Origin of the sequence: Parendozoicomonas sp. Alg238-R29 (assembly GCF_947331445.1) — a bacterium.
In the GTDB taxonomy this organism is placed as follows: domain Bacteria; phylum Pseudomonadota; class Gammaproteobacteria; order Pseudomonadales; family Endozoicomonadaceae; genus Sansalvadorimonas.
The window spans coordinates 1-13,079 of the sequence record NZ_CAMZOG010000105.1; the positions used below are offsets into that span (position 1 = coordinate 1).

A 13,079-nucleotide genomic window follows, 5' to 3' on the forward strand; every position below is an offset into this window, starting at 1 on the left:
ATTTTTTCAAAATGAGTTTCCAGCAATTCATCAGATTTTAAGAGAGGTTGGGCTATCCAAACGGTTGCATGTTCAGAGCGCCAAAACTGCACAGGCAAGATATCAATACCCTGTTCTTTGAGGAATTTAACCTGAGCAGTTTGGTGGTGATAAAACTGTATGGCGTGATTCTCAGATGTAAAATAAATTCGCCGAAAAGCAAACTTGGGGAGAACGTGATTTAAGCTTGTCAGTATCGTATTTTCATCGGGGTTATCAAATTCGTTAAACTGAAAAACAACTGTGCTTGTTCCTAAACCAATCACTTTGGCCTTAACCGGATAAAGCTCACCCGATGCTGGTTCTTTAAACGTAAATGAATCGATAATACTGCCAACCTCATAGGAGGGAATCTGCCCCTTATGGGCTTTAGAATCTTTTGCTTGAGGCATGTTTGCGCTTTCAGCGGGTTTGTTACGGGACTCAATACTCCTTAAAAACTGCACTGTCTTTCTATTGACTTCCTTAAAATCCTCACTGCCACCTCTATGCTCAAGAGGTATTCTGTCATGTAACATTTCAGCAAACTCAGGCACCTTACTGACTTCTTCAAACCCACAGCAAATCTGAAAGTAGCGAGGTTCTCCCCCTGAACCAAGAGCCTGATAAAAATTGCATAGAGTCGCAAGAATAGAGTCTTCATTTCTGTTGATAGTTTTAAACGGATCGAGTACCCGGCTCTGTTCAACAGCCCGTACATAAAGGGTTCCAATCTCATTTCGTCCCTCTTTCAGGGGCCTGGAAGCTGGGCTGTCCTCTGATTCTGTTGATAATTGATTTGAAAAACGAGGGCTTGAAGATCTGCTACGTTCATCGTTACTAGTACTTCTTACTATTACAGGAGAGCCTCTCCCTGAGCCACCTGTATTGGGAGAACGGGCATAGGGCGAAAATGATGAAACATAAGGAGATGACGGGACTATATTATTTATGGATGCCCGGGGTGACTCTGCAATGGGGGTTGGAGGTTGAGCCATTGGTGTTGGTGCCGGACTCATTGAGAAGGTAACTTCCGGAACAAACTCGTATTCATCTACAGGGTTTGATACACGGCTAGTCATATCATAATCCATGACTTTTATGACACTGGCATTGTGGGAAGGAAACACTCCAAAATGTAACCATGCCCCAAAGGTATATTCGTCTGCCTCACGATTAAAGCGTGCTGCAGCTTGCGCAATAATCGTATGACTATACTGGGCAAGAATTGTTACACATTGGGTCACACCGAGATCATCAGCTCGGCTTTCCTGCTGAAACAAACAACATGCCAAGAGAAACCAGCAAGAAAGTGCTTTCTCTTTTATAACTGCTGGCGTGTCATTTTTTAGCACCCTGGCGTCTACTTATTGAGTTGAATTTCAAACGGTTCTACGACTCATCCCTGTGAATACGGGCTCTCAGGGTAGGAGATTCTCCAGCTTTGTACAGAACTGAAAGTTAGACCTATATTTCCCGCCTACAAAAAGCCATAAACATTGAGTGCCTGTTCTGACGCACTAAAATTTATAGACGTTTTCAGGTTAATAAGTATCTGTATACAAATGAGAAACAATCAAAGTACTCTGACCGCTGATCTCGCGATTGGGCTTACTGCTGGCATACTTATACCTCTCGGCCTCCCTCCTCTTGGGCTCTGGATTCTTTCTCTGGTTGGTCTTACCATTCTTTTTTCCCATAACCAGAAACATTCAGGCAAGTATCAGTTTATCGGAGCCTTGGGGTTCTCAATCGGTTACATTGTATCCGGGCAGCTATGGAGTTTTTGCAGTCAGTTTGTATTAACAGACGCATCCTCAGTAGAAAAACTTTCGGCCGCTGTCACAACCTTTATTGCTCCCTTGGCAATACTTCTCACTATTTTGGTTATTTATCCTTTTTTACGCCGGATACTGAATATTCCCCCTTATTCCGTAGCCAGTTGCTTATTGTTCAGTTCCTGCTGGATTCTTTTTGAAATCGTTTACTGCTCCCTTTGTTACACGACCCCTTTACTGATTAGTGGTTATGCTCTGCTGGGGCTGCCTTCCGATGGCATGGTGCCGGTTATGGGGATTTTCGGCAGTAGCCTCTTTCTGGCCATGGTCGCAAGTCTGCTGGCTTCTATTTTCCGCAAAATCTGGCATAAACGTGCGAAAGAAACCTTGCCCTATTTATTGCCAACTCTATGTGTCACGCTCCTCCTTCCTCCGGCTATCTCCCGTATTGAGTGGACATGGCCTTATGATCTGCGTCCCTTCAACTACGTGATGCAGGTGAGAACCGGGGCGGATGTCACATTAGATCTGTGGGAAATGGTGGCACTTCCACCACCACGTCTTGCTATTGTGGGTGGTGTGAGAGGTAATATAGAGAGACCCGAACTTTTTCTCCAGATTCCTAAACTCAATCAAACAAGCCAAACTGCATATCTGGCACAGTTCAGTACTGGAGGCAGTCATTGCCCGGATTTCTTCTGCAGCTTTGGTGAAGGTGAAGGCTGCATTTCTGAAATAGCGAAGAAGGCCTCTTCCTATGTCGATCCAAGTTCCTGTGACCTCAGTTTAGTCCCAATCTCCCAACAGTCGGCCACAAGACATCCTGCCGCAGACGCCTATCGAATCACGATCCTGAGCCCGCTATCAGATAGTCGCCCTTTCCTTGCTGCAAGTGAAGCCACAGGCTCCGAACTTCTTGTGGTCTTTGACAGTACTGTGGAGGGACAGGTATTTCGCGAGTGGATGATCAGGGCAGATCGGGCAAGAGCTCTTGAAACAGGCAGACCGTTACTTCGCTATAGCAACATTGGCATATCGGCAGAAATCGATCACCTTGGCCGGATTCAATCACGATTCTTGCCTGAACAGGACCTGGTGACAGGCACTATTCAGCCCATGAGTGGCAAAACACCTTATATGTACTTTGGCCCTTTCGCGCCACTCAGTTTTATTGTTCTGGTTTTGGTGGTTTTCTTTTATCGTCGTCTGTTTCAGACTCTGTAGAGTGATTCTGTTCTTCTGGGGGTAAATCAATTTCCCGGCAGATATTTTCCAATCGTTCAAAAGCAAATGCATTACAGAGATCATCAACTTGACGGGCAAATGCCACACACCCGGGGTCGCTCTGTAATTCCTGGGTCAGCTGTCGAATTCTATCGACATCCCCCATTTCTGCCGCTTCCAGAATATCTTTCATCAACGGTCTGAGTGCAGGTGCGGATAAAGGATCTGGGGATGATTCTGAGATATTTCCTTCAATATCTTTGCGAATAAACTTGATATTGATGACCCGCTCAATCTGCAGAAACAGATCGTCAATGCGAAACGGTTTTCCTACATAACCATTAAAGCCAGTGCTTTCAAAACGTTGTTGCTGTATTGGATCAACACTGGCTGTGACAGCAATAACCGGTACCGGATTTCCGTTACGGCGTAATTGTCTGACCGCATCAGAACCATTCATTACTGGCATTCTAATATCCATCAACACCAATTCAGGTTGATTCGCTTGAATACTGTTCAGTGCATCCAGCCCATTAACTGCTTCCAAAGTTTCAAAACCTGCATCATCAAGTAACCGCACCAGCATTTCTCGATTTATTCGGCTGTCGTCAACGACTAACACTTTGGCTGACTCACCTTCTGGCAGATGAAGACTACAAGCATCCAGGCTGGCGGCGCTGGCTTCCACATCTTCATTCAATACTGCACGCCGTAAAGGCAATGAGAAATAAAACCGGCTGCCGCATCCAATAGAGCTGGCAACTTTTAAAGCTCCCCCCTGAGCAGAAACAAGCTTCTGGCTGATAGCCAGGCCAAGCCCAGTACCTCCGGGGTGACCCTGAAAATCAACCTGATGGAAAGGTGCAAAAATTTTCTCCTGCTGTTCCGCCTCAATGCCTATACCAGTGTCGCTAACAATATAAACTATACGCTCTCCATCCTGCACAACCCTCAGCTGAACCTGCCCTTGTTCGGTAAATTTGATGGCATTTCCCAGAAGGTTAATCAGAACCTGACGCAGTTTTGTTGCATCAATAAGAATTACGGAAGGCAGATGTTCATCCACACTCAAAACCAGCTGCAGGTTTTTTCGGTCTGCCCGTGGTCGCAGTATTCGGCAGACCTTTTCTAATACTGGCCGCAGGCGTACAGGCTGAAACTGTACTTGAGTTCCCGTGGTTTCTATTTTGGTAAGATCCAGAACATCATTAATTAGCAGAAGCAGGTGTTGACCGCAGTCTTCTACAGTTTCCAGGCTTTCTCGCTGGCGAGGCTCCAGTTTTTCTGTCCGTAATAACAGCTGAACATGACCGAGTATTCCGTTTAACGGTGTTCTCAGTTCATGACTCATATTGGATAAGAACTGACTTTTGGCATGATCGGCGGCTCTAGCCTTATCACGCGCCAGCCGTAAATCCCGTTCTGTGTTTTTGCGCTCGGAGATATCCCTGATAACAATAGTGACCAAAGTACCTGATGACGTTTCCAAAGGATTGGATGTCACTTCAGAAGAGAAACTACTGCCATTTCGACGACGACAAATTGTTTCAAACCCCAGCTGTAAGGGGTCTTCAATATACTCATTTTTGGGCCGGGGAAGGAGGTAACCGGTACGTTTTCGACTCAATATCGACAAAGGCTTCCCTATTAGTTCCTGTCGCTTATACCCGAACATTTCCTCAACCCGGGCATTCACCATAGTGATAATTTCTTCAGTATCCGTTATCACAATGGCATCAGGAGCCGCTTCCAGAAGTCCTCGAAACTTTTTGGTATCACCCACCAATTCTGTTACATCATGTCCCATGCCTTCAACGCCGCTGACCTTGCCACCAGGCTCGATAACAGGAACATTAATCACCTCTATAGTACGAGTGCTACCATCCTTGTGAGGCAATTCAATCTGTACAGCATCATTCTGTTGCTGCCCCTGCAACACCCCCTGAATAACCCGCCAAAAAGACTTATGCCCCTCTGACCCAGTAAAAACTGGCGCTACAGATCTGATGAGCTCATTGGAGTGGTAACCCAAAATGTCGCTGACGGACGCGCTCACATAAGTGACACGCCCCCGCTCATCGAGCATGTAATAGAAATAACGCCCTCGAAGCCTCTCCGCGATATGGCTGATATTGGTTGCCCGAAGCTCACGCAGAGCTTCATCTCGCTCAGACAAGCGTTGAGCCATTGCCGAAATACTGCGAGCCAATCGCCCCGTTTCATCATTGGAGTTATGTTTGAAGGGTAGGTGCCAATGGCCATCTCCAAGGTTATCTACAGCATGGGCTAAACGAACCAGTGGGCGGGTAATAAAGCTCGAAACTTTCAGAACACAGGCACTGACGATAAGAAGTGCCAGTAACAGTAGCCCGGCACTGTAAAGAGCAGACTGACGAGCAGCGCCCAGTGCATAAGTTTCCCGTGTATGAGTTAACAGAACCCAGCCAGCTTCAGGAACCGGGCTGGCAAAATACCATGTAGGCCAGTCCCGAAAATATACCGTCTCCAATCCACGGGTTCCGTTACGAACAGGTCCTTCCACCAACCTCTGCAATGAATCTGACTGCAAGCGGTGAGCTGTTTCCAGTAAAGAGCTGTCAGGTCGGGTAGAACGCATATCTGAGTGAATAAAGCGACTGTTTCTGTCAACAATGACAAACCTGAGATTCCGTGGGTTATCTTCCTGTAGTAGCTGGATAAACCGGTCAACTCGTACAGAGAAGTAGAGATTATCAAGTTTTGGAGAATGAAAAGTAACAATCTTCGCACCAGTCACCGTACTATCGAATGGCAGACTCCAACCCCACTGATTTTCTTCCTCCAGGGCTGGAACCGGGTCTATCCATTCTTTTTTCTGAAGACCTTTATCGGTGAGGTAAAAGATACTGCCATTTCCCGGCTTCCCAAACATGACACTTTGCAGAAGACTGTCATCCCGAAGAGTACTGGCGATCAGCTCCCTATACTCATCAAGACTTGCCGACTTGTCATTGATATTATACGACAGCGTCTCGCCAAGGTATTCGATATGGCTGAGCTTGTTATTGAGTAAACCGGCAAAGTGTCCTGCCTGCTGCTCCATGAACTGTTCAACACCAACGCGTGAAACACGCAGGTTATCAATAATATGGAGAATAAAAATAACGCTATAGAGGAGGGTTATTGGAACGATGGCAAACAGAACGACCTTGTTGCGGATCGACGACCACATGAAACCCCACCTGAAAAATATTAAGCCTGTCGTCCTTGCAATCCGGTACCAGCAATCCCTTTCTCCCGATAACTATTTGTTTTAGCCGCATCAGCCTAGTAGACAGACAAACAACCTGCAAAAACCAACCTTCTTGATTCTGTAGTCTATCCTTCCCGCCCTGCTCTTCTGAACACAACCTGTGCAATGACACATCAGGAGCTGGGATGTATAACAAAAAGCAGGCACAACTTTTTTTACCCGCCTTATTAACTGTTTTTCTGGGCGGCTGCTGGTTAAAGCCAGCACCAAATGAACTACCGCCCACTGAGCGGGAGATTAATGACCTGATTGTAAGAAGCTATCAACTGGCAGAATCCGGTGGCTACCGCCTTATAACAACCGGATCACTGAAAGGCCTTATGGATTCTGATCGAAATCCCTTAATAATGGACACTCTCCCACTCTCCCGATATCAAAAGCACCACATTCCCGGGGCAAGACACTTTTGGTTCCCGCGCACCCCTGCACCAACAGAGCAATGGAATATTGAGATTATGGAAGGCCAAACGCAGGAAGATTTCCAATCAATGCTGGGGCAGGATCTGGAAAGGCCTTTGGTGTTTTACTGCGGACGCACCATCTGCGATCGAAGTCACAGCGCCGCAGCCTGGGCAATCAAGTTAGGATACAAAGAGGTTTATCGCTATGCGGGGGGGATTAATGCATGGCTGGATAAACCTTGGGACGGAAAACAACCAACACAAGCGTGTAAGGCACCTGTCACCACAGTCCAAAGTAAATACTGAAACGCCCTGCAAAGGCAGGGCGTTTTCGATTGTGAGGACGATATTCCGTTCAGGTCAGAACGGGATGTCATCATCAAAATCATCAAACCCACCAGCAGGTGCGGCGGCAGGTGCGGCGGCAGGTGCAGGCTGTTGTGCAGGAGCTTGCTGACGTTGTGGCTGGCCATAACCCTGGTTACTCTGAGGTGCCTTTTGAGCGCCTTGTTGAGGTTGAGAGTAGTTACCATAACCCTGATTCTGAGCAGGCTGCTGAGACTGGCCATAACCGGCATTACTCGCAGGCTGTGACTGAGCCTGTGGGCGCTGCTGAGAAGCTTGTTGCTGAGGCGCTTGTTGTGGAGCCTGCTGCTGAGCAGACTGTCCGTAACCAGAATTACCACCTGCGTTCATGTTACCGCCTTCCTGGCGACCGTCCAGCATCTGCATTTGACCGTTAATGTCGATCACAACTTCTGTGGAGTAACGATCCTGGCCCTGCTGATCCTGCCACTTACGGGTTTGCAGTTTACCTTCGAGGTAAACTTTGGAACCCTTGCGCAGGTACTGACCAGCAATTTCGGCCAGCTTGCCGAAGATCACCACACGGTGCCATTCGGTGCGTTCCTGCTGCTGACCGGTTTGCTTATCGCGCCATGATTCACTCGTCGCAATGCTCAGATTGGTTACCGCATTGCCATTCGGGGTAAAACGAACTTCCGGATCCCCTCCGAGATTACCCACCAGTATGACTTTGTTAACACCACCGCGAGCCATTGCTATCTCCCATTAAATAACTTTTATCGAAAACTTTTCTCGAGAGCCTTGATTCTCAAAGATACTGTTTCTAAGAACATGGCTCCACACAACCCGCGGGTTGCGTCAAAATACTCATTTAAAAAACATACTCTTATAAATAGTGCTTGTATTGCGTCTATCAACAAAAAGTATGAACCAGCTGCTTACAGCCGGTTTTTACCAGTCCCCATACTGGCGCAGATGCTGTTCGTTAAGCAGGTTCTTATCTACCTTCAGATAAGCTGTTTGCTCTTCAACGATCAAGGACACTTCCTTGACCCCTGCCACCGTAGCTAGACGATCACTCATCCGTCCGGATTCTTCCGGTTCTACCGGATAAAGATCCAGTACGATACTGCTGACATAAGGGGGATTCTTCATGGTAACAGACAACAGCCACCATAGGGCAGTCGCAATTCCCACCAGAATAAAGATACCTGCTTCACCAGACTGTTGGTAGACAAAACCGGCAACAGATCCGCCAAGGCCAGCACCAAGAAACTGGCTGGTAGAAAAAGCACCCATCGCAGTACCACGGGCACCCGCCGGAGCAATACGGCTGACAAGAGAAGGTAGTGTTGCTTCCAGGTAGTTGAACGCAACAAAGAACAACAACACACTGGCAACCAGTGCTATTAAGCTACTCTGCCCAATCCAGACGCCAGCCTGCGCCAAAAACAGCAATACAACTGCGCCAATCATAATAGGGCGAATCAGGCGTTTTTTCTCCCCAAGAATAATGAATGGCACCATGGCAATAAATGAAACAATCATTGAAACCAGATAAACCCACCAATGCTCATCTCGGGGTAGGCCCGCAAGATCTTGCAAAGCCACCGGCAAGTGAACAAAAAGAGCCATCAGGACAAAGTGCAGAATAAAGACTCCCGCGTTCAGCCGCAGAAGCTGTTTATGGCCAAGAACAGTAGAGATTTGAGACACGGCGGTTACAGTTTCCCGATTCGCTTTCTGCCTTACTGGTGTTGGCACACCAAAGACCACCAGCCCAACGGCCAACAAAGCCATAATTGCGGAAGCGTAGAATAACCCGGAAATACCCACACTTTCGGCCAGAAAAGGCCCTAAAACCATGGCAATGCAGAATGAAAGCCCAATACTCATTCCTACCATGGCCATCGCACGAGTGCGGTTTTCTTCTCTGGTTAAATCGGCAAGCAGTGCTGTAATAGCCGCAGCAATTGCTCCCGCGCCCTGAAGAAAGCGCCCGGCAATAACCCCCCAAATAGAATCACTGGTTCCGGCGAGAATACTGCCAGCAATAAATATAAGCAGCCCGCCAATAATAACCGGCTTACGGCCAATACGATCAGAGAGCAAACCAGCAGGAATCTGTAACAGAGACTGGCTCAGTCCGTAGGCACCAATAGCTAAACCAATCAACACGGGGGTACTGCCTGAAATCTGATCCGAATAAACAGCCAGCACAGGTAGCAGAATAAACAGTCCCATCATTCGCAAAGCAAAAACAAATGCGAGAGAAGATGCTGCTCTTACTTCCAGTGAATTCATTATGACCAACAATGTTCTAAATTAAGCCGAGGGCGCAACTATATCAGCATCTAGCCGAATCTGATTATTATTCGGTGGGTGGGCTTCAGGCTTTTTGTAATCGCTATTTCCTGACCTTGACCAAATTCTGGGTCAGGTACTTTATCGCCATGGGTCAGGCCATTTATTTTTCTCACGGGTAGTTATCCTGCTTGGCGCGTTTCTTTTTACTCTGCCCGGTCAGGCTCAACCTCTAAAAGCACCACTTATTTGGAAAGCATTCGCTGCAAAGGAAGAATGTAAGCTCAGTGCAGCTTCATCTATCAACTCTGCGTGTGATCGTAAAGGCGACACATATTTGTAAGGTGCTCTTATGTTTGCTTCACACTTTGAAGTCACAATTTTTTAATTTCTACACTTTGGGATTTTTTTGATCTGAGTTCAGGTTTTTATACCAGAATCACAATAAAGTAACTCCATAAACTACAGAGAATGTATCGGGATTTCCTATGACTGATGTATTTCGTGCGGAGAGTAAGAACCCCGTAGACCTCGGCGTTATTATTGATAACACTGACACTGCAATTGAATATTGCCAAAAATTTGAAGATCAGGATGAGGCGGAAGCTCACCTTGAATCCTGTACTGCACAGGTGCGCGCTATTGAAACGGATGCGTGTAAGATTACCTCTGTAGTCTCGGAATTAGACGGCGGCGTTCAACTGCAGGCACGTTATGAATTTTGCTGCGAAGCTGAAAAACTGATCTTCGAAATGCGCTGTAAAACCTGCTGCGTATAAACTGTTTTATAACGCTACAGCATGCTGATTTTCCGTTAGACTAGGGTCTGTTGAGGTTTTGGCTTCGAGCTCAGCATTTCCGAGGGCTTTCATGGTTATACCCGGAGGGTACTGTAGGGCGCAGCGTTGCCAGAATGCTTACTGCCTTTCAAAACGCTGCAACGCAGCCATGGAAGCCTTCGGGAGGCTATAAAAGCAGCCATCTGCCGCGTCAGTCTTGCTCAATGTAGAACAGCTACGATTTTCACAAGCCTTTCTTACAGCTGGCTGCTTTTATAGCCACTGAGCCGAGGACAAAACCTCAACAGACCCTGGCTTTCATAGTTGAACATTGTGAAATAAATAGAACGATTGGAGCACAGCATGCTGTATGCCGTTATGACGCAGGATGTAGATAATTCTCTTCCTCTCCGCAAAACCTGCCGTACCGAACATCTTGCCCGTCTTGAACACCTCAAGTCTGAAGGTCGTTTAGTTATGGCTGGCCCTTTCCCGGCAATCGACAGCAATGATCCCGGTGAAGCTGGTTTTACTGGTAGTTTGATTGTGGCCGAGTTTAACAGTCTTGAAGCTGCGCAGGTCTGGGCAGATGCTGACCCTTACGTAGCCGCTGGTGTGATTGCCAGTGCTGTTGTGAAGCCTTTCAAAAAGGTTCTTCCCTAAATATTCGCGATAATGCGGGAGCAGGTTTCCTGGTTGCTGTAAATCAGTTGGGAAATCAGTTCCAGCATCAGGTTTTCGTACTCTTGTGCTTTCAGCAGGTCTGTCAGAGTATTTTCCCAATGAAAACGGCTGTTGACCTTTTCCGCCTCAGCCATTTTCACAGCCTCTTCAATTCTTGCCTGGTGGTATCTGTCCTGGGCCATAAACATTTCAAACAAACCATCATTGATTGTCTGACTGGCTCGAATGCCTGATGCGGCATACTGACCAAGGCGCCCAATACCTGAAGCCATGGCCGGTTTATTGCCTTTCTGGAAATTATCCCAGACTTTGGGAATCTCGTTGCCGACAGGTGATAACCCTGCCAGATGGGGCATAGCCGAGAGAACTGGCGATACATGCCTGAATTTCCAACGGGAGTCTGGCAGAGGTTGTGGAGTAAGCTGTGGGCGTGATTTCTCCGTCAGGTCATTCCAACGGCTGATCATCTCTTCGTAAGTGGGCGAATTCTGCCTGAATGCTGATGTATATCTGTGCCCAATAGGTGTGACTGGCATGGTGTATCCCTTTATCCCTTTATCCCTGCTTGTGAGTGTTTAGAAAGCCATTCAGCTGAGTGTTTAGAAAGCCATTCAGCGTAAAAGTGTGCTTTTGGTTAGCTCAGATAACAGGGTTGTTAAGCGGCTATGCTCAACCACTTGTAAGTTTTAACGGGTTGCCGGAATTGTTTCTCGCCAAACCAATGACATTAAAACTAATAAACAGAAGCTGGCGCTTTACCGGAGCGGTTGCCATCACCTTGCCGTTCAGCTTTCTGAATGCACGAGTGTAAACTCCCTGACAATGGCAAATAAAACTGTTTACAATCATCTTCAAAACAACATGAAAAATAACGTTTAATAAAAATGATAAAAAAGCTTTTCAATACCGGCACACTGCTAGTGGTGTGTATTCTAGTATTGCTTGTTCTTTGGCTTGTGCCCCCGCAGGTAGAGCGCGGTTTAAACCAGATTACTCCCCATGATCCCTATGATATTTCGGAACAGGCACAGCAGCTTCATGAGAGCCTGTTGGTTGCGGATCTTCATACCGACAGTTTGTTGTGGAGTCGGGATCTCAAGATCAAATCAAATTATGGTCATGCTGATCTTCCCAGATTGAGGGAAGGTAATGTCGCTATTCAGGTTTTCCCGGCTGTTACCAAATCCCCTCGTGGACTGAACTACAAGAGCAATGTAGCTGAAGCGCCGGATGATATTACTCTTCTGGCTGTTGCCCAGACCTGGCCACCCAGAACCTGGGATAGTCTGAAAGAGCGAGCCCTGTATCAGGCTGAGCGTTTGGCAAAGCTGGAAAAGCAGGTTCCTGAACAGGTACGCATTGTTCGCACAGCTAGAGATCTGAAAGTTGCACTGGTAACCAGGAACAGTGATAACAAAATGGTTGCAGCGCTGCTGGCAACAGAAGGTTCTCATGCTCTTGATGGCAAGCTGGCAAATATCCAAAATCTGTATGATGCCGGTTATCGGATGATGGGTTTACACCACTTCTTTGATAACAAGCTTGGTGGTTCACTCCATGGCATTACCAACGCAGGGTTAACGGATTTTGGTCGTGCGGCTGTTACGGTGATGGAAGGGCTGGATATTATTATTGATGTTGCTCACTCTTCCCCTGCCGTTGTGGGAGATGTTCTGGAATCCACCAGCCGACCAATCATCGTTTCCCATACAGGTATGAAAGGGCTGTGTGATACTCCTCGAAATATCTCAGACCGGTTGATGGAAAAGATAGCGGAGAAAGGTGGCCTTATCGGCATAGGCTACTGGGCAGATGCTGTTTGTGATGCCAGCCCCACAGGTATCGCCAAAATGATTGTTTACGCTATCGATATTGTTGGTGTTGACCATGTGGCGTTAGGTTCTGATTTCGATGGTGCTGTCACTACCGCTATGGATGTTTCTGAGATTGCTGCAGTCACTCAGGCTTTGCTGGACGAAGGGCTTTCTGAGGCTGATATTCGCAAAGTCATGGGCGAAAACGTCAGAGACTTTCTGCTGAAGTGGTTGCCTCTGGCTAGCTAAAGCCAAATGCTCTGGGCAGTGTCAGTGATAACTCTGGAATGCAGGTCTGCCGGATGGACGAACAGTGATCCTTTCTGCTTTTTCGTATATCAAGCATCAGTAATAAGTGCTTGGTGTCATCGTGCAAGTGTCGAAGTATTCAGGAAAAACAGCAGCGGCACTTGTACGGTTTAGTAGCTCAAAGTTCAAAGTTCAAAGTTCAAAGTTCAAAGTTCAAAGTTCAAAGTTCA

Annotated in this window: 10 protein-coding genes; 5 read left to right on the forward strand and 5 right to left on the reverse strand. The window is 47.1% G+C overall.

Translation table 11 applies throughout. The features are described from left to right. A partial coding sequence (locus tag QMA35_RS19130) for a hypothetical protein (RefSeq protein ID WP_281648750.1) occupies window positions 1-575 on the reverse strand: 575 nt, incomplete at its 3' end. Between the two features lie 1,008 nt (window positions 576-1,583). Here QMA35_RS19130 and QMA35_RS19135 point away from each other — a divergent pair. Further along, window positions 1,584-3,020, forward strand: coding sequence for a hypothetical protein (locus QMA35_RS19135; protein ID WP_281648751.1), 1,437 nt, complete (start codon window positions 1,584-1,586; stop codon window positions 3,018-3,020). Here the strand turns inward: QMA35_RS19135 and QMA35_RS19140 are convergent. Further along, window positions 2,965-6,231 (reverse strand): PAS domain S-box protein, encoded by a 3,267-nt coding sequence (locus tag QMA35_RS19140; protein ID WP_281648752.1) that lies wholly within the window; start codon window positions 6,229-6,231, stop codon window positions 2,965-2,967. The two genes, QMA35_RS19135 and QMA35_RS19140, sit on opposite strands and share 56 nt — an antisense overlap. A gap of 206 nt (window positions 6,232-6,437) precedes the next feature. Here QMA35_RS19140 and QMA35_RS19145 point away from each other — a divergent pair, with 206 nt between their 5' ends. Then, the gene (locus QMA35_RS19145; protein WP_281648753.1) at window positions 6,438-7,019 is read left to right on the forward strand and encodes a rhodanese-like domain-containing protein; all 582 of its coding nucleotides are present in this window, start codon (window positions 6,438-6,440) and stop codon (window positions 7,017-7,019) included. A gap of 54 nt (window positions 7,020-7,073) precedes the next feature. Here the strand turns inward: QMA35_RS19145 and ssb are convergent, their stop codons facing one another. Continuing rightward, window positions 7,074-7,772, reverse strand: a complete 699-nt coding sequence (gene ssb, locus QMA35_RS19150; RefSeq protein WP_281648754.1) for a single-stranded DNA-binding protein — start codon at window positions 7,770-7,772, stop codon at window positions 7,074-7,076. Between the two features lie 198 nt (window positions 7,773-7,970). Further along, window positions 7,971-9,323, reverse strand: a complete 1,353-nt coding sequence (locus QMA35_RS19155; protein WP_281648755.1) for an MFS transporter — start codon at window positions 9,321-9,323, stop codon at window positions 7,971-7,973. Window positions 9,324-9,811: 488 nt separating this feature from the next. On the opposite strand from QMA35_RS19155, the gene QMA35_RS19160 reads away from it, so the two are divergent. Continuing rightward, window positions 9,812-10,102 (forward strand): YfcZ/YiiS family protein, encoded by a 291-nt coding sequence (locus tag QMA35_RS19160; RefSeq protein ID WP_281648756.1) that lies wholly within the window; start codon window positions 9,812-9,814, stop codon window positions 10,100-10,102. Between the two features lie 363 nt (window positions 10,103-10,465). Continuing rightward, window positions 10,466-10,765, forward strand: coding sequence for a YciI family protein (locus tag QMA35_RS19165; RefSeq protein ID WP_281648757.1), 300 nt, complete (start codon window positions 10,466-10,468; stop codon window positions 10,763-10,765). On the opposite strand, the gene QMA35_RS19170 is transcribed toward QMA35_RS19165, so the two are convergent. Beyond that, window positions 10,762-11,322 (reverse strand): hypothetical protein, encoded by a 561-nt coding sequence (locus QMA35_RS19170; RefSeq protein ID WP_281648758.1) that lies wholly within the window; start codon window positions 11,320-11,322, stop codon window positions 10,762-10,764. The two genes, QMA35_RS19165 and QMA35_RS19170, sit on opposite strands and share 4 nt — an antisense overlap. Window positions 11,323-11,670: 348 nt before the next feature. Here QMA35_RS19170 and QMA35_RS19175 point away from each other — a divergent pair, with 348 nt between their 5' ends. Continuing rightward, entirely contained in the window at window positions 11,671-12,849 is a 1,179-nt protein-coding gene (locus QMA35_RS19175) for a dipeptidase (protein WP_281648759.1), read from the forward strand. The last annotated feature ends 230 nt before the right edge of the window (window positions 12,850-13,079 follow it).